The sequence below is a fragment of the Pseudomonas sp. EB271-G4-1 genome (assembly GCF_058791355.1).
In genome coordinates, this window is the sequence record NZ_JBYTEO010000080.1 from 1 (window position 1) to 26,983 (window position 26,983).

Annotated in this window: 23 protein-coding genes and 1 pseudogene; 10 read left to right on the forward strand and 14 right to left on the reverse strand. The window is 60.6% G+C overall.

What is annotated here, in order from left to right; all coding sequences use genetic code 11:
- Positions 1–758: 758 nt before the first annotated feature.
- The 4 genes from AC3WWR_RS27185 to AC3WWR_RS27200 all read right to left on the reverse strand — a co-directional run bounded on the left by AC3WWR_RS27185 (position 759) and on the right by AC3WWR_RS27200 (position 4,600).
- The gene (locus AC3WWR_RS27185) at positions 759–1,751 is read right to left on the reverse strand and encodes an AraC family transcriptional regulator (protein WP_492599210.1); all 993 of its coding nucleotides are present in this window, start codon (positions 1,749–1,751) and stop codon (positions 759–761) included.
- A 64-nt stretch (positions 1,752–1,815) separates the two neighbouring features.
- Positions 1,816–2,445, reverse strand: a complete 630-nt coding sequence (locus AC3WWR_RS27190) for a LysE family translocator (protein WP_020801374.1) — start codon at positions 2,443–2,445, stop codon at positions 1,816–1,818.
- A 71-nt stretch (positions 2,446–2,516) separates the two neighbouring features.
- Positions 2,517–3,866 carry an NCS2 family permease gene (locus tag AC3WWR_RS27195; RefSeq protein WP_033044696.1) on the reverse strand — a complete coding sequence of 450 codons (1,350 nt, stop codon included), beginning with the start codon at positions 3,864–3,866 and terminating at the stop codon, positions 2,517–2,519.
- Between the two features lie 290 nt (positions 3,867–4,156).
- Positions 4,157–4,600 (reverse strand): MarR family transcriptional regulator, encoded by a 444-nt coding sequence (locus AC3WWR_RS27200; RefSeq protein ID WP_020800029.1) that lies wholly within the window; start codon positions 4,598–4,600, stop codon positions 4,157–4,159.
- Positions 4,601–4,683: 83 nt separating this feature from the next.
- Here AC3WWR_RS27200 and AC3WWR_RS27205 point away from each other — a divergent pair, with 83 nt between their 5' ends.
- The gene (locus AC3WWR_RS27205; protein ID WP_033042653.1) at positions 4,684–5,850 is read left to right on the forward strand and encodes an aminotransferase-like domain-containing protein; all 1,167 of its coding nucleotides are present in this window, start codon (positions 4,684–4,686) and stop codon (positions 5,848–5,850) included.
- Between the two features lie 176 nt (positions 5,851–6,026).
- Here AC3WWR_RS27205 and AC3WWR_RS27210 read toward each other — a convergent pair whose 3' ends face one another.
- From AC3WWR_RS27210 to AC3WWR_RS27230, 5 genes are all read right to left on the reverse strand, one after another.
- Positions 6,027–6,398 carry a glutathione S-transferase N-terminal domain-containing protein gene (locus AC3WWR_RS27210; protein ID WP_020800031.1) on the reverse strand — a complete coding sequence of 124 codons (372 nt, stop codon included), beginning with the start codon at positions 6,396–6,398 and terminating at the stop codon, positions 6,027–6,029.
- 102 nt (positions 6,399–6,500) lie between these two features.
- Positions 6,501–7,046: a GTP cyclohydrolase I FolE gene (gene folE, locus AC3WWR_RS27215; protein WP_020800032.1), complete on the reverse strand. Its 546-nt coding sequence runs from the start codon at positions 7,044–7,046 to the stop codon at positions 6,501–6,503.
- Positions 7,047–7,123: 77 nt separating this feature from the next.
- Positions 7,124–7,681, reverse strand: coding sequence for a Smr/MutS family protein (locus AC3WWR_RS27220; protein WP_020800033.1), 558 nt, complete (start codon positions 7,679–7,681; stop codon positions 7,124–7,126).
- A gap of 87 nt (positions 7,682–7,768) precedes the next feature.
- On the reverse strand, positions 7,769–8,089 hold the full coding sequence (locus AC3WWR_RS27225) for a hypothetical protein (RefSeq protein WP_020800034.1): 321 nt from the start codon (positions 8,087–8,089) through the stop codon (positions 7,769–7,771).
- 131 nt (positions 8,090–8,220) lie between these two features.
- Positions 8,221–8,811, reverse strand: coding sequence for a cysteine hydrolase family protein (locus AC3WWR_RS27230; protein ID WP_033042652.1), 591 nt, complete (start codon positions 8,809–8,811; stop codon positions 8,221–8,223).
- Positions 8,812–9,050: 239 nt separating this feature from the next.
- Here AC3WWR_RS27230 and prmB point away from each other — a divergent pair, with 239 nt between their 5' ends.
- A complete protein-coding gene (prmB, locus tag AC3WWR_RS27235; protein ID WP_020800036.1) occupies positions 9,051–9,959 on the forward strand; it encodes a 50S ribosomal protein L3 N(5)-glutamine methyltransferase in 909 nt (302 codons plus the stop codon).
- 128 nt (positions 9,960–10,087) lie between these two features.
- Here prmB and AC3WWR_RS27240 read toward each other — a convergent pair whose 3' ends face one another.
- Both AC3WWR_RS27240 and AC3WWR_RS27245 read right to left on the reverse strand, forming a co-directional pair.
- Positions 10,088–10,879, reverse strand: a complete 792-nt coding sequence (locus tag AC3WWR_RS27240) for a hypothetical protein (protein ID WP_020800037.1) — start codon at positions 10,877–10,879, stop codon at positions 10,088–10,090.
- Positions 10,880–10,971: 92 nt separating this feature from the next.
- Positions 10,972–11,969: pseudogene (locus AC3WWR_RS27245) on the reverse strand (alpha/beta hydrolase).
- A gap of 83 nt (positions 11,970–12,052) precedes the next feature.
- On the opposite strand from AC3WWR_RS27245, the gene aroC reads away from it, so the two are divergent.
- From aroC to AC3WWR_RS27260, 3 genes are read left to right on the forward strand one after another with little or no spacing between them, the layout of a single operon-like run.
- On the forward strand, positions 12,053–13,144 hold the full coding sequence (gene aroC / locus AC3WWR_RS27250) for a chorismate synthase (RefSeq protein ID WP_020800039.1): 1,092 nt from the start codon (positions 12,053–12,055) through the stop codon (positions 13,142–13,144).
- Between the two features lie 7 nt (positions 13,145–13,151).
- The gene (locus AC3WWR_RS27255; protein ID WP_020800040.1) at positions 13,152–14,312 is read left to right on the forward strand and encodes an MFS transporter; all 1,161 of its coding nucleotides are present in this window, start codon (positions 13,152–13,154) and stop codon (positions 14,310–14,312) included.
- Positions 14,313–14,324: 12 nt separating this feature from the next.
- Positions 14,325–14,867, forward strand: coding sequence for an acireductone dioxygenase (locus tag AC3WWR_RS27260; protein ID WP_033042649.1), 543 nt, complete (start codon positions 14,325–14,327; stop codon positions 14,865–14,867).
- Positions 14,868–14,943: 76 nt separating this feature from the next.
- Here AC3WWR_RS27260 and AC3WWR_RS27265 read toward each other — a convergent pair whose 3' ends face one another.
- Positions 14,944–15,219: a DUF3509 domain-containing protein gene (locus AC3WWR_RS27265; RefSeq protein WP_020800042.1), complete on the reverse strand. Its 276-nt coding sequence runs from the start codon at positions 15,217–15,219 to the stop codon at positions 14,944–14,946.
- A gap of 344 nt (positions 15,220–15,563) precedes the next feature.
- On the opposite strand from AC3WWR_RS27265, the gene AC3WWR_RS27270 reads away from it, so the two are divergent.
- Complete coding sequence (locus tag AC3WWR_RS27270) at positions 15,564–17,402, forward strand: long-chain-acyl-CoA synthetase (RefSeq protein ID WP_020800043.1); 1,839 nt, start codon at positions 15,564–15,566, stop codon at positions 17,400–17,402.
- Between the two features lie 111 nt (positions 17,403–17,513).
- A complete protein-coding gene (locus AC3WWR_RS27275) occupies positions 17,514–18,032 on the forward strand; it encodes an ankyrin repeat domain-containing protein (RefSeq protein ID WP_020800044.1) in 519 nt (172 codons plus the stop codon).
- Between the two features lie 49 nt (positions 18,033–18,081).
- Here AC3WWR_RS27275 and AC3WWR_RS27280 read toward each other — a convergent pair whose 3' ends face one another.
- A complete protein-coding gene (locus tag AC3WWR_RS27280; protein ID WP_033042647.1) occupies positions 18,082–19,422 on the reverse strand; it encodes a phosphate ABC transporter substrate-binding/OmpA family protein in 1,341 nt (446 codons plus the stop codon).
- A 137-nt stretch (positions 19,423–19,559) separates the two neighbouring features.
- Positions 19,560–20,372, reverse strand: coding sequence for an exodeoxyribonuclease III (gene xthA / locus AC3WWR_RS27285; protein ID WP_020800046.1), 813 nt, complete (start codon positions 20,370–20,372; stop codon positions 19,560–19,562).
- A gap of 184 nt (positions 20,373–20,556) precedes the next feature.
- Here xthA and AC3WWR_RS27290 point away from each other — a divergent pair, with 184 nt between their 5' ends.
- From AC3WWR_RS27290 to AC3WWR_RS27300, 3 genes are all read left to right on the forward strand, one after another.
- A complete protein-coding gene (locus tag AC3WWR_RS27290) occupies positions 20,557–21,207 on the forward strand; it encodes a GNAT family N-acetyltransferase (RefSeq protein WP_020800047.1) in 651 nt (216 codons plus the stop codon).
- A 63-nt stretch (positions 21,208–21,270) separates the two neighbouring features.
- Positions 21,271–22,998, forward strand: coding sequence for an autotransporter assembly complex protein TamA (locus AC3WWR_RS27295; protein ID WP_033042646.1), 1,728 nt, complete (start codon positions 21,271–21,273; stop codon positions 22,996–22,998).
- Positions 22,995–26,669: a translocation/assembly module TamB domain-containing protein gene (locus tag AC3WWR_RS27300; protein WP_033042645.1), complete on the forward strand. Its 3,675-nt coding sequence runs from the start codon at positions 22,995–22,997 to the stop codon at positions 26,667–26,669. Before AC3WWR_RS27295 ends, AC3WWR_RS27300 begins: the two co-directional genes overlap by 4 nt.
- Positions 26,670–26,983: the final 314 nt, after the last annotated feature.

A 26,983-nucleotide genomic window follows, 5' to 3' on the forward strand; every position in this document is an offset into this window, starting at 1 on the left:
AAAGCCTTTTGCTTCCTTTTTGGCGTTTGAAAAAGGGAGTCGCCGTAAGGGCGAAACCATAAGTGGCCGTTACCGCACCAATGGATATGCACTCCGACAATAAACCTCACATAGCTTCCTGTGACGCCCCGCATCACCGTCGCGCACGGCTCAATTAATGCGTCGTCAGAGGAACGCGGAGCGTCCCTGGCGGCATTCCCACGCAGAGCGTGGGAACGATCAACACCCCGAAGCCAGCTGGCTCCCACAGGGGATCCAGGTACACCGGTAAAAGTCAGGTCGGCTTTAAGGCCGCCTCGCTTTTGTTTTTGATCTGGGAACCCCATTAACCACGATGGCCGGAGAGAGGGCATGCCGAGCCTTAGCGAGGCACCGAGCGGTGGGGCAAAAGCCTTTTGCTTCCTTTTTGCTGGGCCGGCACTCCGGCGTTTGAAAAAGGGAGTCGCTGTAAAAAGCGAAACCATAAGTAGCCGTTACCGCATGAATGGATATCTACACCTGAAGATTAAGCTTCACCTGCGAGGCCGCCTTCGCGGGCAAGTCTGCTCCTACAGACGAGTCGCTGTAAAAGCGAAACCATAAGTGGCCTTTACCCCAGAAATGGATATGTACACCTGAAGATTAAGCTTCACCTGCGAGGCCACCTTCGCGGGCAAGCCTCGCGCCTACAGACGAGTAGCCCTAAGGGCGAAACCATAGGCGGCCATTCCCAAAGCAATGAATATCCGCCCAATCCAGATGATCCGGCCTTTTGCTCTTCAGGGCCGGAACTGGCTAGGCGTCACACCACTCCAGCGCATAAACGCATGGCGGAAACTCGCGGTCTCGCTGAAACCCAATGCTTCGGCGATCCGGTAGATCGGCATCTGGTCTTCACAGAGTAAAAGCTTGGCCTGCTCGAACCTGAGCTCATCGAGCAATTCCTGATAGCTGCACCCCAGGTCCTTGAGGTGCCGTCGCAAGGTGCGTGCTGAACAATTCATCTGCTCGGCCAATCCCTCGAGTCCCGGTGCCGCATGCAATTGTGCCCTGAGCAGCTGGCGGATCCGTCCCAGCCAGGCCTGGCGCCCGGTGAACTCGGTATTCTGCTTGCGGCAACGCTCGGCCATGGCCTGGTGGGTGATGGCGTCGGCCAGGGGCAAGGGTTGATCCAGCCAGCGCTTGTCGAACGCGAAGGCGTTGTCCTGGGCGCCGAAATGCAGGGGGCAGTTGAAGTGATCGTTATAGGACGCCTCATAGTCGGGCGCAGCATGCTCAAAGCGTGCGGCCAACAGCGGCAGTGGATGCCCGAGCAGGTCATCGCAGATGACTTTCAACGACACCAGGCAGAACTCGGCGTTGAACACCGCCAGTGCCGGATTCTCCCGGTAATCGGCGGCGACAAACCAGACGCGCTCGTTGTCCTCTTCCAGGCTCAGCTCGAAAAGTGTTCCCAACAGCGCCGGATAACGCATCGCCAGGCGCAATGCGTCACCAAAGGTGGCACTGGTGAGCAGGGCGTAGCCGAGCAAGCCGTAGGACGAAACATGCATGCGTCGGCCCAGTTCCAGGCCGATATCGCGCTTGAGGGCGACGGCGTTGGCGCAGACCTGCATCTCTTGATTGGTGGTGATGCGCGTGTCCGCCCGGGCCAGATCCGCGGCACAGATGCCGCTGCCGGCGAGCAAGGTGTCGCTGGGCAGACCTTGGGCCTTGAAGGTGTCGAGCACCAGGGAAACGGCGTTAAGGGTGGTGAGGTGGGAGTGGAGCATGCTCGATTCCGGCGTGGGGGTGCCAGAACCGAGCAACTTGTGTGCCGGTTTGCGTCAGAAGGCCTTAATGACCGCTGAGCAAGGACGCAGCCCCGGCTCCACCGAACAGTCCGGCACTGACCCGGTTAAACCAGCTCTGGCCCTTGCCGCTGCGCAGATACCGCGCCGCGCCATGGGCACCCAGGCCGTAGGCCAGCTTGCATAGCAGGTCCAGTACGGTCCAGGTGGCGATCATCACCAGCAATTGCGGCAGGAACGGTTGCCCGGCGCTCAAGAATTGCGGCAGAAACGCGGCGAAGAACAGGATGTCCTTGGGGTTGCTCGCGCCCAGCATGAAAGCGCGCCCGAACAGTGCGCGAAAGCGTGGCACTGCGGCGGCCTGAGGCACTTGCGCACCGTGGGACGGTTGGCCCGACTGCTGCCAGCTCTGCCAGGCGAGGTAGAACAGGTACAGCGCGCCGACGATTTTCAGTGCGCTGAATAATTGTTCCGATGCCAGCAGCAGCGCGCCCAAGCCCAGCGCCGAAGCACTCAACAGGCAGATCGAGGCAATCACGCCGCCAAGAAACGCCGGGTAGGAACGGACCAGGCCGTAATTCAAACTGTTGCTGATCATCAGCAAAGACAGTGGCCCCGGGATCAGGATCACTACCAGCGCAGCGCCGCTGAACAGCAGCCAGGTTTCCAGACTCATCACTTTCCTCCATTTGCACAAAAGCCTCACCCGACGGGGTGAGGCTGGTTTAACGCGCGTACCGCCGAGATTTACAAGAAGATGAACTTGGCAATGAAAATTGCGCAGAGCACCCACAGACTGACGGAGATTTCCTTGTACTTGCCAGTGCCGGCCTTCAGCGCCACGTAGGTGATGAAGCCCAGCGCGATGCCGTCGGCGACCGAGAAGGTCAGGGGCATCATGATTGCCGTGACGATCGCCGGAATGCTGTCGGTCGCCTCGTCCCATTCGATGTGGGCCATGCCGCCCATCATCAACATGGCCACATAGATCAGCGCACCGGCCGTGGCATAGGCGGGGATCATCCCGGCCAGCGGCGCGAAGAACATGGCCGCAATAAATAGCACACCTACGGTCACTGCGGTAAGACCAGTCCGACCACCCGCCGCTACGCCCGCGGCACTTTCCACGTAGCTGGTGACCGGCGGAACGCCCACTACCGCACCAAAGACACTGGAGGCACTGTCGGCTTTCATGGCTCGCGAGAGGTTTTCGATGCGACCGTCAGCGCCCACCAGGTTGGCGCGCTGGGCCACCCCCATCAGGGTGCCGGCGGTGTCGAACATGTGCACGAAGAGGAAGGCCAGCACCACGCTGATCATGCTGACGTTGAACACGCCGGCAACGTTCATCGCCATCCAGGTCGGGGCCAGGCTCGGCGGGGCCGACATGATGCCCTCGTAGTGCACCAGGCCCAGGCCCCAACCGGCCAGGGTCACGGTGATGATGCTGATGAGGATCGCGCCGAACACCTTGTGGTAGCTGAGGATGGCGATCATCAAAAAGCACACGGCGGCGAGCAGCGGGCCAGGCTCGCGCAGGGAACCGAGCTTGATCAAGGTGGCCGGGCTATCGACGACGATGCCTGCGGTTTTCAAGCCGATCAGCCCGAGGAACAGGCCCACACCAGCGCCCATGGCGTAGCGCAAGCTGACGGGGATGCTGTTGAGCAGCCATTCGCGGATGCGCGAGAAGGTCAGGATCATGAACAGCACGCCGGAGACGAACACCGCGCCCAGTGCAGTTTCCCAGTTGTAGCCCATGGTGCCGACCACGGTGTAGGTGAAGAAAGCGTTCAGGCCCATGCCCGGTGCCAGGCCGACCGGCCAGTTGGCGTACAGGCCCATCAACAGGCAGCCCAGGGCGGCGGCAATGCAGGTGGCGACGAACGCCGCGCCATGGTCGATGCCGGCATCCGCCATGATGTTGGGGTTGACGAAGATGATGTAGGCCATGGTGATGAAGGTGGTCAGACCGGCAATCAACTCGGTCTTCACCGTGGTGCCATGCAAGCTGAGTTTAAAGATGCGCTCCAGCCAGCCATTGCGTAAAGGCGGCGAGAGATCCAGCGTCGATGCTTCGGATTTGCGGCTTTCCACAGCGAGGTACTCCTCAAGAGTTTTATTGTTATTTCCAGGGCCGGACCCATGAGGGTGGCAGCGGCCCTTTGAGGCACTTGCGAATTTGTTGACCAATAGGTCAGGAACTCGCACGAAGTGGATTATGCTTTTGTATACAAATAATGCAAATAATGTTTTTGATTTTGTAGACGAAAAGTTTGGCAATAGGGATATATCGCCCGCTCTGGTCCCTTCGCGAGCAGGCTCGCTCCCACAAGGGACCGCATTCCCCTGTGGGAGCGAGCCTGCTCGTGAAGCTTTTGTGGTACTCAGATTTTTTGCTGGTTCTCACCAAGCGCCATATTCACCGCCAGCCACCCATTCACCGCCGTCTCACCCGCCTCGGCAAACACCCGCTCCAACAATTTCACCTGCTCACGACGCAGCGATTGTTCAAACCGCGCGCCGTCCTCGGTCAACTCCAGCAGCCGCTTACGCTTGTCGGTCTCGGACGCCACGCTGTTGACCAAATGCATCTCCAGCAGTTGGCGCAAGGGCATGTTCAATGCCTGTTTGCTCACGCCCAGCAATACCAATAACTCCTTGACGCTAAGGTTCGGGTAGCGGGCAATGAAAAACACAATGCGCTGATGCACCCGACTCAGGCCGCGGCGCTCGAGCATTTCATCGGCCTTGGCGGTGAAGGCCTGGTAGCCGAAGAAAAACGCTTCCATGGCCTGCTGTTGAGAAATCGGGCTTTTAAGGTCAATCATGTTGACGTATCCGTTGGTGATGCCGTAATTTCGGTCAATAAGTTTGACTCATTTTTCCCTGGCCTCGCTACTGGTGACCCCCCATGGCTTTTTCCGAACGTGTCTCGCGCCTTAAAAGTTCCTTGATCCGTGAAATCCTCGCTGCCGCCCAGCGTCCGCAAGTGATGTCGTTCGCCGGGGGCTTGCCGGCCGAAGCCATGCTGCCGAAAGTCGAATGGGCGCGGATGCCGGTGTCCATGGGCCAATACGGCATGAGTGAAGGCGAACCGGCCTTGCGTGAAGCCCTGGCGCAACAGGCTCGAGTGCTGGGTGTGCCATGCGAGGCGAGTCAGGTTTTGGTGGTCAGTGGTTCACAGCAAACCCTCGATCTGGCCGCCAAGCTCTATATCGACAAAGGCACCGAAGTGCTGCTCGAAGCACCGACTTACCTGGCGGCGCTGCAGATCTTCCAGCTGTTCGGCGCCGATTGCCTCACGGTGCCGCTGGAAGCCGACGGCCCGAACCTGGCGCAGCTGCGTTCGCGCCTGGAAACACATCGTCCGGCGTTCATCTACCTGATCCCGACCTTCCAGAATCCATCGGCGGTGCGTTACAGCGAAGCCAAACGCGAGGCGGTCGCCGGATTGCTGGATGAGTTCGGCGTGACCTTGATCGAAGACGAACCCTACCGTGAGCTGACGTTTGACGGCGGCAGCGCCAAACCGATTGCCGGACGCCTGAAAAAATCCAGCTGGATCTACACCGGCACGGTGTCGAAAACCTTGCTGCCGGGTCTACGCGTGGGTTATCTGATCGCCAGCCCGGATCTTTTCCCGCACTTATTGAAACTCAAGCAGTCGGCGGACTTGCACACCAATCGAGTCGGCCAGTGGCAAGCGTTGCAATGGATCGGCAGCGAGTCTTACCAGCAGCACCTGAGTGAGTTGCGTGGTTTTTACCGCGTGCGTCGCGATGCATTCCAGGCGGCGCTGCAAACGCATTTTGCCGATCTGGCGGATTGGAACGTGCCCCAGGGCGGGCTGTTTTTCTGGTTGACGCTCAAACAGCCGCTGGATACCCGTACGCTACTCGATGGGGCGTTGGCCAACGACGTGGCGTTCATGCCGGGCGAGCCGTTCTTCCCTGAGCCGGATAATCATCACGGGCACATGCGGTTGAATTTCAGCCACATTGACCCGGCGCGGCTGGAGGAGGGGATCAAGCGACTGGCGCAGGTGGTGCGACAGGTGCAGGCGGCGCAAGCGGCCTGAGGGCTGGGCAGAAATGAATAAACCGGCCATTGGGCCGGTTTATTTTTGTCTGGGATTTGCAGTGTTTGTGCCGGCCTCTTCGCGAGCAGGCTCGCTCCCACATTGAATCTGTGCAACCAGTTCCCTGTGGGAGCGAGCCTGCTCGCGAAAGCGTCAGTCAGAACACCACAAATAAATCAGGCTGCAGCGAAACGCTTATCCAGATAATCAATGATCACCTTGGACTCATACATCCAGGTCGTCTGGCCATTTTCTTCAATACGCAAGCACGGCACCTTGACCTTGCCGCCGTGCTCAAGCAGGGCCTGGCGATCCTGTTCGTTGTTTTTCGCGTCGCGCAGGGCCACCGGCACGTTCAGGCGGCGCAGGGTGCGGCGGGTTTTCACGCAGAACGGGCAGGCATGGAACTGATACAGGGTCAGGCCCCTGGCGGCAGCTTCGACCTGAGCCTGAGCGGCGGCAGGGCGCTGCTTCTTGCCTGGACGGGTGATGAAGTCGATGAAGATGATCAGTTGGCCAAGGCCGACACGAAGCGCTTTTACGAACACGTTGAAGCCTCACGGTGCTAATGAGAAAGGCGCGCAGCTTACCTGATTTTTTCAAGACGAAAAAAAACCGGCGATGAAAGCCGGTTCTCTTCGTACCGCCAATTACTTGATCAAGCTGAGAAACTCGCTGCGGGTCGCGGCGTTCTCACGGAACTCGCCAAGCATCACCGAGGTGATCATCGTCGAATTCTGTTTTTCCACACCGCGCATCATCATGCACATGTGCTTGGCCTCGATCACCACGGCAACGCCCAGGGCGCCGGTGACCTGCTGGACTGCATCGGCAATCTGGCGGCTGAGGTTTTCCTGGATCTGCAGGCGGCGGGCGTACATATCGACGATACGCGCGACTTTCGACAAACCCAGTACCTTGCCGCTCGGGATGTAGGCCACGTGGGCCTTGCCGATGAACGGCAGCAGATGGTGTTCGCACAACGAGTACAACTCGATGTCCTTGACCAGCACCATTTCGCTGTTGTCGGAGCTGAACAAGGCACCGTTGGTGACCTCTTCCAGTGTCTGTTCATAACCGCGGCAGAGGTACTGCATGGCTTTGGCGGCACGTTTTGGCGTGTCGAGCAGGCCCTCGCGGGAGGGATCCTCGCCCAGTTGGCCAAGGATCGCGGTGTAATTCTGTTCCAGGGACATGAAACTACCTGTGGGATTTTACGCAAAGGGCAAGGGTACGGTGGCAGACACGGCGCTGCAAGCGCGGCGCATCAGGTTTACTCGTCGCGACCTTCCATCATGGTGCGTTTGAGCATCACATAAACGGCTCCGGCACCGCCATGCCTGGCCTGGCACGAGGTGAAGCCAAGTACCTGTGGATGCTGGCGCAGCCAGGTGTTGACGTGGCTCTTGATCATCGGCCGCTTGCCGTCCAGGCGCACGGCTTTGCCGTGGGTGACACGTACGCAGCGGATTTCGAATTTTGTCGCTTCAGCCAGGAATGCCCAAAGGGTTTCCCGGGCTTTTTCCACGCTCATGCCGTGCAGGTCAAGGCTGCCCTCGAACGGGATCTGCCCGATCTTGAGCTTGCGCATCTGGCTTTCCTGCACGCCGTCGCGTGCCCACATCAGTTCGTCTTCCGGGCCGACGTCGATGACGAACTGATCGGACAGCCCGTCAACAGTGGTGGCATCGGTACGCACGGTGGCGGCTTGGCGCAACGTGGCGATGTGCGCGCGGTCCGCCTTGGGCTTTCCGGTTTCGGCGCGATCGTGCTTGATCGGCTTGACGCCTTGGATCGCACTTTTGAACAGGGAAAAATCGTCGTCTTGCATGTCAGCCTCCGCGAAGGGTGGCCAGTTTACCCAACTCGAAGCGAATCGGGCGCGAGAAAACGTGCGGCATCGCGCTGCAACTTGCGCTTAGTCGTGTTTTTTCATCAGGTGCGGGGAGATGTTCAGTGCGTTCGACTGGCGCGAGCGGCGGCGGCAGCGGCGCCACAGCCAGATGCCGAGGTACAGCACGAACAGGCCTATCACCAGGATCACTGCCGCGCCCGCCCGGTTGGTGTTCAACTCGCCCAGGGCCGGAGCATGGCCGAACAGGCTGGCGGTGCCGGCCATCGCCAGCAGCACGCCGCAGGTCGCCAGCAAGGCAGCGAAGGCTGCGCCGATTCGAAAACGCCAGTTGCTTTGGCCTTTGGGCCGTAAACGGCGAGCGTCAAAACCATCGGATAACTTCATTCCGACCTTCCTCAATGGGTATCGGCCCTTCGACCGGAAGTTGACCGGGATGTTCCTGAGGCTAAGACATTTACGGCATATGAGAGGCTTTTGCGGATGAGCGGCGGCATGGACCGCTCATGAACCGCCGATCAGATCAGGTCGTTGGTCAGGGCGAGGGCGGCAAAGTTGTCCGCCATGATCGCCATTTCGGTCTGCTGCACATGCTCGGCACTCAGGACGCCGCCTTTGTACGGCAGGTCTCGGGTGGCGCAGGCGTCTTCCACCAGGGTGCAGCGGAAACCCAGGTTCTTTGCTGCCCGCACGGTGGTACTGACACTGGAATGGCTCATGAAGCCGCACACCACCAGATCCACCGAGCCCAGTTCTTCCAGGCGTTTTTTCAGGTCCGTGCCATGGAACGCACTGGGCAGGATTTTCTCGATCTTGATTTCCCCGGCCAGCGGTTCCAGCCCTGGAATGAACTGGCCGCGCTCGCCGCGTGGATCGAACAGCCCCCCAACGGTGCCGAGGTGGCTGACATGCACGATCGGCCGGCCGGCCGCGCGGGCGGCAGTCACCAATTTCTTGATGTTCGCGACCGCCGCATCCATGCCGCTCAGGGCCAGGGGACCGCTGAGGTATTCTTTCTGGGCATCGATGATGATCAGGGTCGCATGACTCAGTTTGGCTGCTGCATAACCGCGGCCGCTGAGTTGAAACATCGTTTGTGGAACGGACATTCTGGGGCTCCTTCGGGTGGGGCTTTTGCGACATTGTCCTCTGGCTGAGCGCTTCTGTGAATCGCTACCATCGTAGGCACCGTCGTTACTGGCTTACAGCGTTGTCAAGTATTGAGTTTTGTTCAATAGCCGGCGATAAAACCAGATAATTCCTACATTTGTCCCGGTGTATTTCCTGCGTCGTCGGGACGCCGTTTGACTGGTAGAATCGCCCGTCGATTTTTCTGGAGTTTACCGTCGTGATCACTTCCCGCCTTCGTACCCTGCGTGACCATATCCGTTGGGCCGTCAGCCGCTTCCATGGGGAGGATCTGTTTTTCGGCCATGGGACCGACAACGCCTGGGACGAAGCCCGTCAATTGGTGTTGGGTGCGCTGCACTTGCCGTGGGAAATCTCCGACAGTTACCTGGACTGCAATCTGGAAGAAGACGAAGTGGCGCACCTGCAGAACCTGCTCAAGCGCCGGATCGAAGACCGCGTGCCGACCGCCTATCTGTTGGGTGAAGCCTGGTTCTGTGGCATGTCGTTCATCGTCGATGAGCGCGTATTGATTCCTCGCTCACCGATTGGCGAACTGATCGAAAACCGGTTCACACCCTGGCTGGGCACCGAGCCTGCGCGAATTCTCGACCTGTGCACCGGCTCCGGCTGCATCGGTATCGCTTGCGCCTACGAGTTCCAGAACGCTGAAGTGGTGCTGGCCGACCTGTCCTTCGAAGCGCTGGAGGTGGCGAACCAGAACATCGAGCGCCACGGAGTCGACGAGCGTGTCTACACCGTGCAAGGCGATGGTTTCGATGGCTTGCCAGGGCAGCGCTTCGACCTGATCGTGTCGAACCCGCCGTACGTCGATGCCGAGGATTTCGCCGACATGCCGGACGAATACCAGCACGAACCGGAACTGGGCCTGGCCTGTGGCGATGACGGCTTGAACCTGGTGCGCCGCATGCTCGCCGAAGCGGCGGATCACCTGACCGAGAAGGGCTTGTTGATTGTCGAGGTAGGTAATAGCCAGGTGCACGTCGAGACGTTGTACCCGGAGGTCGACTTCGCCTGGCTGGACTTCGAGCGTGGCGGGCATGGCGTGTTCATGCTGACGGCTGAGCAGTGCCGCGATCATCAGGCCCTGTTCGCCTCCCGCGTCTGACTCAGATCGTTCCCACGCTCTGCGTGGGAATGCAGCCCGGGACGCTCTGCGTCCCTTTCGCAAGCTGGAACGCGGAGCGTCCCTTGAGGCATTCCCACGCAGAGCGTGGGAACGATCAGCCGTTACCGCTACCGGTGCGTAGCAATCCAGATCAGTAACCCCGCCTGAAACACCGCAAACGCCACCAAACACGTAATGGTGAAGCGCAAACCGGCGTCTTCACGCTTGTATTTGCTGACCTTCTCCTCGTGTTTCTTGAGTTTGACTTCCTGCTCGGCCAGGTTCTGCTCGGCTTGCTGGAGCATCTGCGCCGCCTCGAGAATTTCCACGACTTGGACTTTCTCGGTATTCCAGTCGCTCAACAGGTCGCCGACCCTGACCTCCTTGACGCTGCCCTTCAAATGCTGGGCATCGGCATAGACCACGTCGAACCCGTGCACCCGCAAAAAGTGATCGCGACGCAGGCGCGTGTCTTCGTTCAGCGCGTCCTTGTTGTTGAGGTCGGTGCCGTCGACGGTGTAGCCAGGCCATCTTTTCTTCGCCCAGTTGATGCCGTGGGCGGCCATGAAGCGGCCGATGCCGCGGTTCAGTGGTTCGATTTGCAGGCCGCTGTCGGGGCCGAAATGCACGCGTTTTTCCGCGTGGTCGACCCATACGTCCAAATGATTCTGTTCCTTGCGTACGCGTTGGCCAGGCAGGGAGATGCTCATGCGCATCAGGCTGCGCAGCTTGTCGTTGCGCTCGGCGTAGCCGAATTCGACAAAGCGCAGGGGCCGGCCACCGGTATTTCGGTCCGTCTGCAGCGGCGCCAGACGGAGCATCTTGTGGTGCTCGACGTGGACGTCCGCCCAAGGCAGCTCGACCGCTGGCGGTACGTCTTTTTCAGCGGTGGTGTCGGGTGAAGTCTGGGTATCGGTCATAACGGCGAGATCCTGTCCAAGCTCGACTGCCGCCAGCCAGTACGCTGGCGACAAAGGCTTATCGGCCGTTTTCGACAAGACTGGAGAGCAAATTAGCTGGAGCGAAGCCCGTCAATGAATCCGAGGATGCGCGCGCCCAGCTCCGCCGCCAGTGGCAAATTCGGATCCTTGTAGGAGGCCAACTGGCGTTTGACGTCGTTGGGCACGATGCGCATCACGTGGTTCATGCCTTCGATCAGCGCCAGTTCGGCGTCCGGTTTGGCCGCCTTGAGCAGTTTGGCGTCATTGACTCCAACCTGGATGTCATTGCTGCCCTGGATGATCAGTGCCGGCATTTTCAACTTCGCGAATGCAGCGGCGGGGTCCTGGCGGAACAGCGAAATCAGGTACGGCTGCACGCTCGGACGGAATATCACCTGCAGTTGCGGTGGCACGTTGTCGTCGGTTTTCCCGGCCTTGAGACTGTCGAGCAGCTCATTGCTGCGCAACATCAGCGGGGGAGGCAGGCGATTGCCCAGTTGCTGGCGCAGGACCTGGTCGATCGGTCGGGCGCTGCCGGACACGGAAATCACCGCCGCCGCATCGACGCTGGGCGCCGCGAGGCTGGCGATCAAGGCCCCTTCGCTGTGGCCCAACAGGATCAGCTGGCCGAAGCGCGGATCGGTCTTGAGTTTTCGCCCCCAGGCTTCGGTGTCGGCCACATAGGCTTCCACCGACAAGTTGCGTTCGTCGGGGGTGGCCGCCAGGCTCGCCGCGACGCCGCGCTTGTCGTAGCGCACGCTGGCGATGTTGTGTTTGGCCAGCACCCAGGCCAGGCGCTTGAGGCTGTCATTGCGCCCGCCTTCGGGGTTGTTGCCGTCACGATCGGTCGGGCCGGAACCGGAAATGATCAGGACAACAGGCACCGGGGTGTCGGATTTAGGCAGCAGCAGCGAGCCGAAAAGCTCGCCGGTGCCGGTGTCCAGGGAGATTGGCCGCTGCAGGACAGTGGCCTGGGCGAAGCCGGAAATCAGGGTAAGGCTCAAGGCAAGAACTCGCAGCATTGTCGGGCCATCATCAAAGGGTGCCGGTTGGACTCGCAGGCAACCATAAGGTTCGAGGATGAACTAGTTGGATAGCCTGCGTATACTGGCGCGCATTACGTATTCAGGTTCATTTCACGGAGCGTCCTGCATGTCCGGCAATACCTACGGCAAGCTATTCACTGTCACCACCGCTGGCGAAAGCCATGGCCCGGCGTTGGTCGCCATTGTCGATGGCTGCCCGCCGGGGCTGGAGATTTCCCTGGAGGACCTGCAGCGCGACCTGGATCGCCGCAAGCCCGGCACCAGCCGTCACACCACCCAGCGCCAGGAAGCCGACGAAGTCGAAATCCTCTCGGGGGTATTCGAAGGTCGCACCACCGGCTGCGCCATTGGCCTGCTGATCCGCAACACCGATCAGAAGTCCAAGGACTACTCGGCGATCAAGGACTTGTTCCGTCCGGCCCATGCCGACTACACCTACCACCACAAATACGGCGAACGCGACTATCGCGGCGGCGGCCGCAGTTCGGCCCGGGAAACCGCGATGCGCGTGGCTGCGGGTGCGATTGCCAAGAAGTACCTGGCGACCCAGGGCATCGTCATTCGCGGCTACATGAGCCAGCTTGGCCCGATTGAAATTCCGTTCAAGACCTGGGACTCGGTGGAGCAGAACGCGTTTTTCAGTGCCGATCCGGACAAAGTGCCGGAACTGGAAGCCTATATGGACCAGTTGCGCCGCGACCAGGATTCGGTCGGCGCGAAGATCACCGTGGTCGCCGAAGGCGTGATGCCAGGCCTGGGCGAGCCGATTTTCGACCGTCTCGATGCGGAGCTGGCCCATGCGCTGATGAGCATCAACGCGGTCAAGGGCGTGGAAATCGGCGCCGGTTTCGCCAGCGTCGCCCAGCGTGGCACCGAGCACCGCGATGAAATGACCCCGCAAGGTTTCCTCAGCAATAACGCGGGCGGCATTCTCGGCGGCATCTCGTCCGGCCAACCGATCGTCGCGCACCTGGCGTTGAAGCCAACGTCCAGCATCACCACGCCGGGCCGTTCCATCGATATCCATGGCAACCCGGTGGACGTCATCACCAAAGGCCGCCACGATCCCTGCGTCGGCATCCGTGCCACGCCGATCGCCGAAGCCATGATGGCCATCGTGCTCATGGACCACCTGCTGCGTCACCGTGGCCAGAACGCCGATGTACGTGTGAGCACGCCGGTGTTGGGCCAGATCTAAGCCAGCGGTGACGGCGCTCCCGTACTGGCGGCTGTCCAGCTTCTATCTGTTTTACTTCGCCCTGCTCGGTTCGACAGCGCCTTTTCTGGCGCTGTACTTCGATCACCTGGGATTCTCCGCGGCGCGCATCGGCGAACTGGTGGCCATCCCGATGCTGATGCGTTGCGTAGCGCCGAACATCTGGGGCTGGCTCGGCGACTACACCGGGCGGCGCCTGGCCATCGTGCGCTTCGGCGCCGTGTGCACGTTGCTGACGTTTTCGCTGATTTTCGTCAGCCAGACTTACGCCTGGCTGGCGATGGTCATGGCCTTGCACGCGTTCTTCTGGCACGCGGTGCTGCCGCAGTTCGAAGTCATCACGCTAGCGCACCTGCAAGGCCAGACCTCCCGCTACAGCCAGATTCGCCTGTGGGGCTCGGTTGGTTTCATCATTACCGTGGTCGCGCTGGGGCGCTTGTTCGAATGGCTCAGCCTGGACATTTACCCGGCGGCGCTGGTGCTGGTCATGGCCGGGATCGTGCTCAGCAGCCTGTGGGTGCCGAACGCCCAGCCGGTCCAGGGCGAGCGATTGAGCGGCGACGGTTTCCTCGCGCAACTGCGCAGCCCCGGGGTGTTGGCGTTTTACGCCTGCGTAGCGTTGATGCAGATGAGCCACGGGCCCTATTACACTTTTCTCACGCTACACCTCGAACGACTGGGCTACAGCCGGGGCGTGATCGGCATGCTCTGGGCCGTCGGCGTGGTCGCTGAAGTGCTGATGTTCATGGCGATGAGCCGCATTCTTGCGCGTTTCTCGGTACGGCGCGTGCTGCTGGCGAGTTTTCTGCTGGCGGCGTTGCGTTGGCTATTGCTCGGTTCGCTGGCTGAATTTCTCTGGGTGCTGTTGTTTGCCCAGGTGCTGCACGCGGCGACGTTCGGCAGCTTTCACGCCGCGGCCATCCAGTTCGTGCAGCGCAGCTTCGGCCCACGCCAGCAAGGGCAGGGCCAGGCGCTCTACGCCGCACTGGCCGGCACCGGAGGCGCAATGGGCGCGCTGTATTCCGGTTACAGCTGGACGGCCCTTGGCGCCCCCTTAACCTTTAGTATTGCCAGCCTCGCCGCGTTGGCCGCAGCCGTTATCATTGCCACACGAATGCAAGAGGACACGCGTTCCCTCTTGAACCCTTAAGGAGTTGTCCTGATGAGCAGCCTGTCCGTTTATCACGTTTCCAGTCCCGACGTACCCAACAAGGTGCTGACTCATTTCGAAGACATTGCCTCGACCCTCGCCGAGCAGGGCGTACGCTTCGACCATTGGCAAGCCACGGCGAAAATCCGCCCCGGTGCCAGCCACGAAGATGTCATCAGCGCCTGCCAGGCGCCCATCGATACACTGATGACCCAACACGGGCTGCGCGCGATCGATGTGATCAGCCTCGACCGCGATCACCCGCAAAAAGAGTCGATACGCGCGAGTTTCTTCGCCGAGCACCGCCAGGACGAAACCGAAGTCATGCTGTTCAGCGCGGGTAGTGCATTGTTGTCTGTATACATCGACGACTATGTCTACGAAGTGCTGTGCGAGAAAGGCGACCTGATTGTGCTGCCGGCCGGCACCCGGCAGTGGCTGGACATCGGCGAACAGCCCTATGTGGTGGCGATTCGTCTGTCCAGCAGCCAACCCTGGGTGGCCCATTTCACCGACGTCGACAACGCGGGGCGATTTCCGCGAATGGATGATTGAAAGCTGTTGGCGACCCACACAACTCAGGCCGTGAAGCGAAAGCTTGCACGGCCTGTTGGTTTACCGCGGCGCGACCTTACAGCGAATGATAGGTCGGCAGGGCAAAGCGCTGCTGGCTTTGCAGCAGGGAGATTTGTGGCAACTCGCTAGCCTGTTCGGCCAGGTCGCGGCGAATGGCGCTGATGACCCACGAAAGTTGATCGCCATTGTGCAGTTGCTGGTAGGAGATCGAGCGTTTGAATTCCCTACCCTCGCAGCGCAGGGTCAGCAGGATGCCGCCATCAGGACGGTCCTGGGTGGTGACGTCGAAGTTGGAGAACAAGGAAGAAAATTTTTCTTGGATGAGGCTCATGTCTGTCAGCTCCGTTAGCTCTTGAATGGCAAGCATGGGGAGACTGTTGCAGTGATTGTGCCAGTATGTCGCTTTCTAAAATAGTCATATAAAACAATGACATATAAAAGATGATGATTTTTGGTTTCGTGCAATCTGCATGAATGACTATCGTGCATCCTGCATTTTGCGTGGTCGTCGGCGCTTCAATGGAACCATTTGCCTTATGCGCGCTCACGATTTCAAACGTGGGTGTCGCGGATACAAAACATTTCAAAAACCGCGTGTACAGCCGCAGAACCGTTGACGTATTTTCGGGGTCAATCAATGCCGCCCGACAATAAGAAGAGCCAACGGGATCAGCCATGAGCCGCACGCAGCACGACACGATCACCTGGGGCATGATGCTCCGCAAGCTGCCTTCCATTGCCAAAGCGATTCCTCGCGTGGTCAAGGGCATGAAGGTCGCCAACGTCAAGGATCCGACCCAAGCGTGTGGCCTGGGCTGGAGCTTCGAGCAGGCTACCCTGCGTAACCCCGAAGGCCCGGCCTTGCTGTACGGCGAGGTGCAGCTGACATATGCCCAGGTCAACCGTTGGGCCAATCGCATCGCCCACCACCTGATTGCCCAAGGCATTGGCAAGGGTGACGTGGTGGCGGTCTTCATCGAGAACCGCCCGGAATTGCTGGTGACCATCCTGGCGGTGGCCAAGGTCGGTGCCATCAGTGCTTTGCTCAATACCTCGCAAACCCGCGATGCCCTGGTCCATAGCCTGCACCTGGTGACACCGGCGGCCATCGTTGTCGGTGCGGAACTGGTGCCGGCCTACCTGGCGGTCCGAGAGCGGGTGCCGATCGAGATGGCGCGTACCTGGTTCGTCGCCGACCAGGACACCTACAGCCATCCCGGCATCGCGCCCGACGGGTTCGTCAACCTGATGACAGCCAGCGTCGATGCCTGCAGCGACAATCCCGCCAGTAGCCAGCAGATCTTTTTCGACGACCCTTGTTTCTACATCTATACCTCGGGCACCACCGGGCTGCCCAAGGCCGGGGTTTTCAAGCACGGGCGCTGGATGCGCAGTTGCGCAAGCTTCGGCATGATCGCATTGGATATGCACCCTGAAGACATCGTCTACTGCACGTTACCGCTGTATCACGCCACCGGCCTGTGCGTATGTTGGGGCTCGGCCATCAGCGGGGCGTCGGGGTTTGCCATCCGCCGCAAGTTCAGCGCCAGCCAGTTCTGGAACGATGTGCGCAAGTACCGGGCGACCACACTGGGCTACGTAGGGGAGCTGTGCCGCTACCTGGTCGACCAGCCTGCCAGTGCCGACGACGGCAAACACGGCGTGACCAAGATGATCGGCAATGGATTGCGTCCCGGCGCATGGGGCGAATTCAAGACGCGCTTCGCGGTCGGGCACATCTGCGAGTTGTATGCCGCCAGTGACGGCAACATCGGCTTCACCAACATCCTCAATTTCGACAATACCGTGGGCTTTTCCCTGATGTCCTGGGAACTGGCCGAGTATGACCACGACAGCGGTGTGCCGATCCGTGGCGCCAATGGGTTCATGCGCAAGGTCGGCAAAGGCGGGCAGGGGTTGCTGCTGGCCAGGATCGACGACAAGGCGCCGCTCGATGGTTACACCGATCCGCATAACACCGAAAAAGTCGTGCTGCATGACGTGTTCGCCAAGGGCGATCGATACCTCAACACCGGCGACCTGTTGCGCAACATCGGTTTCGGTCACGCACAGTTTGTCGATCGCCTGGGCGACACTTACCGCTGGAAGGGGGAAAACGTGTCGACCACCGAGGTCGAGAACATCCTGCTGCAGCACCCGAACATTTCCGAGGCCGTTGCCTATGGCGTGGAGGTGCGCAACACCAATGGCCGGGCCGGGATGGCGGCGATCACGCCAGCGGAATCCCTGGCAACCCTGGACTTCGGCGAGCTGCTGGCGTTCGCCCGACAGCACCTGCCGGCCTACGCGGTGCCGCTGTTCCTGCGGGTGAAGGTGAAAATGGAAATCACCGGGACCTTCAAATACCAGAAGACCCGGCTCAAGGACGAAGCCTTCGACCCTGGCAGGACCGGCGATGACCCGATCTACGCCTGGTTGCCGGGCACCGAGACATATGTGCAGGTCACCGGGCAGGTGCTGGCGGACATCCAGGGTGGCAAGCATCGTTATTGAAAGAAGCGTTATTGAATTGGGCTATGGCCGCGCAACAGAAAAAACAAGTGACAGTGGCGAGCACCCTCGGGAAACTATCGGCTTTGCGAAAAACTGAAAGTGGAGCGATCAATGTCTGACAAAAGCCGCCAGATGACCCCCGAAGAAGCCGCCGAGTTTGCCGAACAGGTCTTCAACAAGGCGCGCGAGGGTGATGCGGCCATGATGGCTGCGCTGCTGAGCAAGGGCCTGCCGCCGAACCTGCGCAATCACAAGGGCGACACCTTGCTGATGCTGGCCGCTTACCACGGCCACGTGGACACGGTAAAAGTCTTGCTTGAGCACAAGGCTGATCCGGAAATCCGCAACGACAACGGCCAAAGCCCGATTGCCGGCGCGGCATTCAAGGGCGACCTGGCCGTGATCAAGGCCCTGGTCGAAGGCGGTGCCCAGGTCGAGGGCTCGTCATTCGACGGCCGCACCGCGTTGATGATGGCCGCGATGTTCAACCGTGTCGAAGTCGTCGACTACCTGATCAGCAAAGGCGCCGACCCGAAAGCCAAGGACGCCAATGGCATTACCGCGCTGGATGCTGCCAAAACCATGGGCGCCGTCGACACCGTGGCGCAACTGGAGAAATTGCTCGGCTGATGGCGTTTCGGGCCAGGTTCGATTTGCGCGAGGACCTGGCCTGGCAGCCTTAGTAGACCCAGACCTCGACCCGCCGATTCCTGATCCGTCCTTCATCCTCGCTATTGGCCGCCACCGGCATTTCGGCGCCAAAACCGCGAATGTCCCGCAGTACCACGCCGCTTTTCACCAGTTCGCGGCGCACCGCCATGGCCCGCAGCTTGGACAGCAGGTCGGCGCGTGCCGGATCGAGCTTGGCATCGCCGAACCCGACCAGCGTTACCCGGCGATCGGTCTTTTCGTGCTGCTTCATATAGTCGAGGACCCGTGACAGGTCCTGTCGGGCCTTGTTGTCCAGGCTGGCGCTGCCTTCCTCAAAGCGAAAGTTCACTGTCAGGCGCATGGCGTGGCGGCTCAGTGCCTGGTAGCCCTCGGGCATCAACGCATTCGGCGTGACGCTCATGGCCTGGATCGTCTGGGCGACGAAACCGTTGGCCGCGACGATCGCCTGGCCTTTCTGACTTTGCGCGAAGGCCACCAGTGCTTCGGCCCAAGGGTTGTAGCGCTTGGGTGGCAGGTAAAAAAACAAGCGTCGGGACAGCGGGTAGTCTTCCGTGGCAATCAGGTTGTTGAGTGGCAGCATGGCCATGGACTGGCCGTCGGCAATCGCCACGGCCTTGGCCGAGCGCACGTACGGCAGGCCGATAAAGCCGATGCCGTGTGGGTCCTGGCTGACTGCGTCGGACAATTGTTCGCTGGACTCGAATCGTTTTGCGCTGCCGCTCAGGGTTTTACCATGACCACTGAGCACCAGTTCCCTGAACGTATCGTAGGTGCCGGACTGATCGTCGCGCGCATAGAGATGGATGGCCCCGCCGTGGCCACCGAGCTCCTCCCAGGTTTTCACCTCACCGCTGAAAATGCGCGCCAGTTGTTCGGTGTCGAGGGTGTTCATCGGGTTTTGCGGATGGAGGATGATTGCCAGCCCGTCGATGGCGATGACTTGTTCGGCGTTGGCGCTTTTCAGGTCGCCCAAGGGTTGCAGGTTGACCAGTTCGCTGTCCTTGATCGGCCTGGAAGAGGCGGCGAGATCGGCACTGGCCGCTTTCAGCGCGCTGAATCCGGTACTGGAGCCATGGGCCGCCAGTTGCACTTCAACCCGGCGGCCTTGTTCGGTTTCACCGACGATACGTGATTCATTGGGCCGGTCCGTCGGTTCGCTGTGCACCTTGAGCAGACCCTGCTCACGCATCAGGCCCTCGACCAGCGCCGGCCCCAGTGCCGCGCCAATGGTGTTGGAGCCCTGGATACGCAGCACCGGACCTTGCCCAGGAATCGGCAAGGTGCTGGCCGCCACCGACAGCGGCAGCCAGGTGCAGAGGATCAACAGGAGCAAACCGCGTAGCCACATGCCGGCACCTTTCAAGACCAAGGGAAGTGCCGGGAGAATAAGTCAGAAAGATTTCCGAAAGATGACAGCTCTGTCTGCCACCCATGCTTTGATCGTTCCCACGCAGAGCGTGGGAACGATCAAACAGGCAGCGGTTTTTAACTCAACTCCAACCAGATCGGCGCGTGATCCGAAGGTTTTTCCATGCCGCGCAGTTCATAGTCCACGCCTGCGTCCTTGATCCGTGGCAGCAGCCCGTGGGACGCCAGGATCAGGTCGATGCGCAGCCCGCGCTTGGGCTCGTCTTCAAAGCCACGGCTGCGGTAGTCGAACCAGCTGAAGCGATCGGCAACATCCGGGTTGAGGTGGCGGAAGCTGTCCACCAAGCCCCAGTTTTTCAGCCTGAGCATCCACTCGCGCTCTTCCGGCAGGAAGCTGCACTTACCGGTTTTCAGCCAGCGTTTCATGTTGTCCGGGCCGATGCCGATGTCGCAGTCTTCCGGGGAAATATTCACGTCGCCCATCACCACCAGTGGCTGGTCGTTCTTGAACTGGCTTTCCAGCAGCGCCTGCAGGTCGCTGTAGAAACGCTGCTTGGCCGGGAACTTGGTCGGGTGGTCGCGGCTTTCTCCTTGTGGGAAGTAACCGTTCATGATGGTCACGGGCACGCCATTGGCGTCGGCAAAGGTGCCCCAGATAAAGCGTCGCTGAGCATCGTCTTCATCAGTGGCAAAGCCCTTGTACAGTGCCAGTGGTTCCTGACGGGAGAGCAGGGCGACGCCGTAGTGACCCTTCTGCCCATGGAAATACACGTGGTAGCCCAGAGCCTTGATTTCTTCGAGTGGAAACTGATCATCATGGACCTTGGTTTCCTGCAACCCGATCACATCGGGCTGATGCTTTTCGATCAGCGCCGCCAGCTGATGCGGGCGAGCGCGCAGCCCGTTGATGTTGAAGGAGACGATCTTCATGCTCGGCAGTCCTGGCAAAAAGGCGATGCTAGCTGACATGTGCAACGGGAGCCAGTGCGCGGTGGGACGAACGGGATTTCATTGCCTACACTGATTTGCGATCAGCAAGGAACTGCGTCAGCCCAAATGAGCTCGTAACATCAAGAGCGCAGCCGTGCGAGCTGCGCCAGGGAGAACGACCGTCATGCCTGAAACCTCGACCGCCATTGCCGATATCCACATGCTCGACAGTGGTTACTCCCGTGAAGCCCGCTCGCTGCTATACCAGGCCTATCGCCACGAGCCGACGTTCAGCTATCTGTTCGAAGCCGAGCGTCCCGGCTATGAACAACGGGTGCGTGCCACCGTGCGCGAGTTGGTCAAGCAGCATTTTTTCCAGGAGTTGCCGGCCATCGGCCTGTTGGTCAATGACCGGCTGATCGGCATTGCCCTGATCGCGCCACCGCAACGGCGCCTGGGTGTGACTGAAAGTTGGGCCTGGCGCCTGCGCATGGTGCTCAGTACCGGTTTTCGCTGCACCCGCCGCTACCTTGAGTACCACGACGCCGTCGCTGCCTGCGTGCCGAACGACTCGGTGCACGTGCTGCCGTTGCTGGGGGTTCACCCACAGTTCCAAGGCAAGCACTTTGGCGAGCAACTGCTGCAGGCGGTGCATAACTGGTGCGCGGTGGATGAAAATTCCCAGGGCGTGATTCTCGACACCGGCAACCCTCGTTACCTGGACTTCTATAAGCGCCAGGGCTATGAAGAAATCGGCGAGGTGGCCGTGGGGCCGATTCGCGAGCACGTGTTTTTTCACGCCAATCCGCAGGTATTACATTCCGCAACAGCTTGAGGTCGAACTTTCCGTGCACGCCAGGCTCTATCACGCTCCACGCTCGTGATAGCATCCGCGCCTATGAAGTTTCCAGGAAGAATTACCAGTGGCGTGCTGATGCTGATTACCAGCTGCGCGGCGCTGGCGCAAAGTGAATTGGATGTGCGGATCAAACCGTCCAACGATGCACTGAAGGCCAATATAGAGGGCTATATCGGCAGTCTCGGCGATCGTGACGAAGAGGCCTTGCTGCGCTTCAGTCGTGGCGCCGAGGAACAGGCGCGCAAGGCTGCCCAGGCCTTGGGTTACTACCAGCCGCAAATCGACAGCGAAGTGAAGGCGGGCAAGACACCGCGCCTGGTGCTGACCATCGAGCCCGGCGAGCCGGTGCATTTGCGCAACGTCACGATCCGCGTCGACGGCCCGGCGGCCAGCCTCAAGGCCTTTCGCGTGCCCAAGAGCCATGCCCTGCAAACCGGTGCGGTCCTCAACCACGGACAGTACGAGGACGCCAAGCGCCTGATCCAGAACCAGGCCTCGCGCTATGGCTTTTTCAGTGGCCACTTCACCCGTCAGAAGTTGTCGGTAGACCCGCGCGCTGGCGTGGCCGATATCGAGCTGGTCTACGACAGTGGCCCGCGCTACTCGCTGGGCAAGGTCAGTTTCGAAGGCGACACACCGTTCGACGAAGACCTGCTGCAGCGCATGGTGCCCTTCAAGGCGGGTACGCCGTATGACTCCGAACTGATCGCCGAACTCAACCAGGCGCTGCAATCGAGCGGCTATTTCGAAGGCGTGCGGGTCGACGCGGCGCCGACCGCGTCCAAGGACGATGTGATCCCGGTGGACGTCAAGCTCGAAACCCGCAAGCCACGCACCATGGGGCTAGGCCTTGGCTACTCCACCGACGTCGGTCCACGGGTGAAGGCCAACTGGACTCGGCACTGGGTCAACCCACAGGGTCACAGTTATGGCTGGGAGACCGAAATCTCGGCGCCGCGGCAAAACGTCGGGGTGTTCTACGACATTCCCCTGGACCCGCCGCTGACCGACAAACTGCGCTTCGCCGGTGGTTATCAGAACGAAGAAATCGCCGACAAGGACAGCCTCAGCAAGTTGCTGACCGTCGGTCCTGAGTGGCACAGCAAGTTGCCCAGCGGCTGGCAACGGGTGGTTTCGCTCAAGTGGCAGCGCGAGGAATACCGACTCGGCGACGATTCCGGCCTCAGTACGCTACTGATGCCCGGTGTGAGCTACTCGTACCTCAAAAGCGACAACCGCATCGACCCGCACAACGGTTATCGCCTGCAGTTCGAAAGCAAGGTCGCCAAGGAAGGGCTGGGGTCCGATAACAACCTGCTGTACGGCACCGCGCTGGTCAAAGGCCTGACCACGGTATTCGACAAGCACCGCTTGCTCGGTCGGGTGCAGGTCGGCGGCAGTGCCACCAACGGCTACAAGTCGATCCCGCCTTCATTGCGCTTTTTCGCCGGTGGCGATCAGAGCGTGCGGGGGTACGACTATCAAAGCCTGTCCCCGGAGAACAATCAGGGTGATCGCATTGGTGGGCGCTACATGGTCACCGCCAGCGCCGAATACCAGTATTCCGTTGCGGAAAAATGGCGCGTGGCGACCTTCGTCGATCAGGGCAACTCCTTTAATACACTTGAGCTGCCAAACCTCAAGACCGGGGTCGGCATCGGCGTGCGCTGGATCTCTCCGGTGGGGCCGATCCGCCTCGACCTGGCCCATGCGCTGGACGACGATGGCGGCATTCGATTGCACTTTTCCATGGGGCCCGAGCTGTGAAGCGTGGCTTGAAAATAACGCTGCTGGCCGTTCTGGCGATGCTGATGCTGGTGGTTTTGACAGTGGCCACGGTGCTGGGCACGGCGACGGGCAGTCGCTGGGCGCTCGGGTTCGTGCCAGGTTTGAGCCTGGACAATTTCCAGGGTCGCCTGGGTGGGCAATGGAGCGCCGATCATGTGTTGTGGCAGCAAGACACCAGCCGGGTCGAACTGGATAAGGTCATCTTCGCCTGGTCGCCGCTGTGCCTGACGCGCATGACCTTGTGCATCGGGCAATTAAAGGCTGATCGGGTCAGCCTGCAATTGCCGCCCGACGCGCAAGAGGAGAGCAGTGGGCCGATCAGTCTTCCTGACTTGAAACTGCCCCTGGCGCTCGAACTGGGGGATATCCAGGTTGGCAGTCTGCTGTTCAACGGCAGCGAACAACTCAAGGGCTTGCAACTGGCGGCACACTGGACAGCCAACGGCTTGCAGATCGACTCGGTGCAATTGCAGCGCGATGAGCTGAGCCTGCACTTGTCTGGCCTGCTGCAACCGACCGGCAACTGGCCGCTCAAGGCCGAGGGCAAGCTCACCCTGCCCGCACCCGGCAGCGGACCCTGGGCGCTGGCGCTGAAGATTGACGGTGACCTGCTCAAGACCCTTAACCTGAAAGCCGACAGCAGCGGCTATCTCAGTGGCCAACTGACCGGCCAACTGCAACCCTTGGTGGAAAACCTGCCGGCTACCTTGCGTATCTCCGCTGACGGCTTCAAACCCAGCGCTGACTTGCCAGACACCCTGCAACTCAATCAGCTTGAACTGACCGGCGCCGGTGACCTGAAAAACGGTTATCAATTAGTCGGCAAGGCCACGTTGCCTGCCGAGCAAGGTCCGGTCGGGCTGGCGCTGCAAGGCAAGGTCGACGCCAACGGCGCGCAAATCGCCGCGCTGGACCTGACCGCCAACGACAAGCAAAGTCTCAAGCTTACCGGCCAACTGGACTGGAGCAAGGGCCTGAGCGCTGATGCCAAAGTCGCCTGGCTGGATTTCCCGTGGCACCGTCTTTACCCGCTGATCGACGAACCCCAAGTGGCCCTGCGCAGCTTCAACGGTGACGTCTCCTACACCGACGGCAAATACCTGGGGCACTTCGATGCGGCCCTGGATGGCCCGGCCGGGGCGTTCAGCCTGACCAGCCCGTTTGCCGGCGACCTGACGAAAATCTACCTGCAACAGATCCAGCTCGTCGCCGGGCAGGGCAAGGCCGAAGGGCACCTGAACCTGCAATTCGCCGACGGCATCGCCTGGGATACCGCGCTGGATCTTTCCGCGATCGACCCGGCGTACTGGGTCGCGGAACTGCCGGGCACCCTGGCCGGACCGTTGCGCAGCAAAGGCGAGATGAAGAACGAAACGCTCAGCCTGAGCGCCGACCTGGACCTGAAGGGCAAGTTGCGTGGGCAGCCAGCCGTCCTGCAAGCCAAGGCCGATGGCAGTGGCGAGCAATGGAACCTCAAGGCCCTGCAGATTCGCCTCGGCGACAACAGCATCAACGGCAAGGGCAGCCTGCAGCAGAAACTCACCGGGCAGATCGACATCAAGCTGGCGCGACTGGCCCAGCTCTGGCCGCAATTGCGCGGCCAGATCAATGGCCGGGTCGATGTCGCCGGCACGCTCAAGGCGCCGCAAGGCAAGCTCGGGCTGCAAGGCACGCAATTGGCTTTCCAGGACAACCGCCTGCAAAGCCTGAACCTCGATGCGACACTCGACAGCGCGCAACGGGCGAAAATCGACCTCAAGGGCAGCGGCATCCAGGCGGGCGATACCTCGCTGGGTACGCTGACTGCCAGCGGGCAGGGCGACATCAAGAACCAGAAGTTGAGCCTCGACCTGCAAGGGCCCAAGCTCAAGCTCGCCCTTGGCCTCGACGGTGCACTGGACAAAGGCAACTGGCGCGGACGCCTGGCCAGCGGCGATATCCAGGCCGGTGGCCAGGACTGGAAGCTGCAGGGGCCGGCGAAACTGGAACGGCTGGCGGACGGCAAAATCAATTTCGGCGCCCATTGCTGGGCATCTGGCCCGGCCAGTCTGTGCGGTGAAGACCAGCGCCTGATGCCCGAGCCGAAGCTGCGTTACCACCTCAAGCAATTCCCCATCGACAGCCTCGCCCAGTGGTTGCCCAAGGATTTCGCCTGGCAGGGCCGGCTCAACGCCGACGTGCAACTGGACCTGCCGGCCAGCGGCCCGAACGGCGTGATCAGCATCGATGCCAGCGGCGGCACGTTGCGCGTGCGCGAGAAAGATCAGTGGCTGGACTTCCCCTACCAGACGCTGAAACTCACCAGCCAGCTGACGCCCAAGCGCATTGATACCGAGCTGGATTTTGTCGGTGGCAAGCTCGGAGAATTGAGGGTGCAGGCGCAGATCAACCCGTTGCCGAAGAACAAGCCAATGACTGGCACGTTCCGCTTGAATGGCCTGGACGTGTCGGTGGCGCGACCCTTTGTGCCCATGGTCGAGAAACTGTCCGGTCGCTTGAATGGCAGCGGCACGATTGCCGGTGGCCTGCTGGCGCCGCAGGTCAATGGCAATCTGTTGCTCAGCGACGGTGAGGTTTCCGGCGCCGAATTGCCGATGGAGATTCAAGCGTTGCAACTGCAGGCGCTGATCGCGGGCGAATCCGTGCAGCTCAACGGCAACTGGAAAAGCGGCAAGGCCGGGCAGGGCAGCCTGAATGGCAATGTCGCCTGGGGCCAGGCGCTGGTGGTGGACCTGGCGCTCAAGGGCTCGCAGTTGCCGGTCAGCGTCGAACCCTACGCCAAAGTCGAAGTGGCCCCGGACCTGAAAATCTCGATGAAGGGGGATGAACTGGCCATCGCCGGCAAAGTGCGGGTGCCCAAGGGTGACATCACCATTCGAGAATTGCCGCCATCGACGGTCAAGGTGTCCGATGACACGGTGATCATCGGGCAGCAGACCGAAGAGGGCAAACCACCCCTCGCGATGAAAATGGACATCGATGTGGTGGTCGGCGAAGACAAGCTGAGCTTTGCAGGGTTTGGCCTGACTGCCAATGTGCAGGGGCATGTGCACATCGGTGACAACATGGACACCCGTGGTGAGCTATGGCTCAACGACGGCCGTTACCGCGCCTACGGCCAGCGGCTTACGGTGCGTCGGGCGCGGTTGCTGTTCGCAGGTCCGATCGACCAGCCGTACCTGGACATCGAGGCGATCCGCCAGACCGACGATGTGATCGCCGGCATCCGCTTGAGCGGCAGCGCCGAGCAACCGACCACGCAGATTTTCTCGGAACCGGCCCTGGCCCAGGAACAGGCGCTGTCCTACCTGGTGCTGGGGCGTCCACTGAGCAGCAACGGTGAGGACAACAACATGCTCGCCCAGGCTGCGCTCGGCCTGGGCCTGATGGGCAGCTCCGGGGTGACCGGCGGCCTGGCGAAGAATCTGGGCATCGAGGATTTCCAGCTCGACACCGAGGGCAGTGGCAACGCCACCAGCGTGGTCGCCAGCGGCAACCTTTCCGAGAAGCTCAGCCTGCGTTATGGCGTCGGTGTGTTCGAACCGGCCAACACCATTGCCTTGCGCTACAAGTTGAGCAAGAAGGTCTACCTTGAGGCCGCGGGTGGCGTGGCCAGTTCGTTGGATATCTTTTATAAGCGCGATTTCTGATCCGTGCGACGGCTCCTGCAGGGCGCGTATCCCTGTGGGGAATTCTATGGTTGAGTGCATGCCCTCAACTGGCTCTTGATCGTTCCCACGCTCTGCGTGGGAATGCCGCCAGGGACGCTCCGCGTTCCACTGACGACGCGTTAATTGAGCCGTGCGCAACGGTGATGCGAAGCGTCACAGGAAGCTATATGTGAGATTTATTGTCGGAGTACATATCCATTGCTGCGGTAACGGCCACTTATGGTTTCGCTTTTACAGCGACTCCCTTTTTCAAACACCAAAAAGGAAGCAAAAGGCTTTGCCCCACCACTCGG

Excerpts from the sequence above, each read along its gene's own strand:
- AC3WWR_RS27185 (WP_492599210.1), bottom strand. The coding sequence starts at position 1,751 with ATGCTCCACTCCCACCTCACCACCCTTAACGCCGTTTCCCTGGTGCTC.
- AC3WWR_RS27190 (WP_020801374.1), bottom strand. The coding sequence starts at position 2,445 with ATGAGTCTGGAAACCTGGCTGCTGTTCAGCGGCGCTGCGCTGGTAGTG.
- AC3WWR_RS27200 (WP_020800029.1), bottom strand. The coding sequence starts at position 4,600 with ATGATTGACCTTAAAAGCCCGATTTCTCAACAGCAGGCCATGGAAGCG.
- AC3WWR_RS27205 (WP_033042653.1), top strand. The coding sequence starts at position 4,684 with ATGGCTTTTTCCGAACGTGTCTCGCGCCTTAAAAGTTCCTTGATCCGT.
- folE (WP_020800032.1), bottom strand. The coding sequence starts at position 7,046 with ATGTCCCTGGAACAGAATTACACCGCGATCCTTGGCCAACTGGGCGAG.
- AC3WWR_RS27220 (WP_020800033.1), bottom strand. The coding sequence starts at position 7,681 with ATGCAAGACGACGATTTTTCCCTGTTCAAAAGTGCGATCCAAGGCGTC.
- AC3WWR_RS27225 (WP_020800034.1), bottom strand. The coding sequence starts at position 8,089 with ATGAAGTTATCCGATGGTTTTGACGCTCGCCGTTTACGGCCCAAAGGC.
- AC3WWR_RS27230 (WP_033042652.1), bottom strand. The coding sequence starts at position 8,811 with ATGTCCGTTCCACAAACGATGTTTCAACTCAGCGGCCGCGGTTATGCA.
- AC3WWR_RS27240 (WP_020800037.1), bottom strand. The coding sequence starts at position 10,879 with ATGACCGATACCCAGACTTCACCCGACACCACCGCTGAAAAAGACGTA.
- aroC (WP_020800039.1), top strand. The coding sequence starts at position 12,053 with ATGTCCGGCAATACCTACGGCAAGCTATTCACTGTCACCACCGCTGGC.
- AC3WWR_RS27260 (WP_033042649.1), top strand. The coding sequence starts at position 14,325 with ATGAGCAGCCTGTCCGTTTATCACGTTTCCAGTCCCGACGTACCCAAC.
- AC3WWR_RS27265 (WP_020800042.1), bottom strand. The coding sequence starts at position 15,219 with ATGAGCCTCATCCAAGAAAAATTTTCTTCCTTGTTCTCCAACTTCGAC.
- AC3WWR_RS27270 (WP_020800043.1), top strand. The coding sequence starts at position 15,564 with ATGAGCCGCACGCAGCACGACACGATCACCTGGGGCATGATGCTCCGC.
- AC3WWR_RS27275 (WP_020800044.1), top strand. The coding sequence starts at position 17,514 with ATGTCTGACAAAAGCCGCCAGATGACCCCCGAAGAAGCCGCCGAGTTT.
- AC3WWR_RS27280 (WP_033042647.1), bottom strand. The coding sequence starts at position 19,422 with ATGTGGCTACGCGGTTTGCTCCTGTTGATCCTCTGCACCTGGCTGCCG.
- xthA (WP_020800046.1), bottom strand. The coding sequence starts at position 20,372 with ATGAAGATCGTCTCCTTCAACATCAACGGGCTGCGCGCTCGCCCGCAT.
- AC3WWR_RS27290 (WP_020800047.1), top strand. The coding sequence starts at position 20,557 with ATGCCTGAAACCTCGACCGCCATTGCCGATATCCACATGCTCGACAGT.
- AC3WWR_RS27295 (WP_033042646.1), top strand. The coding sequence starts at position 21,271 with ATGAAGTTTCCAGGAAGAATTACCAGTGGCGTGCTGATGCTGATTACC.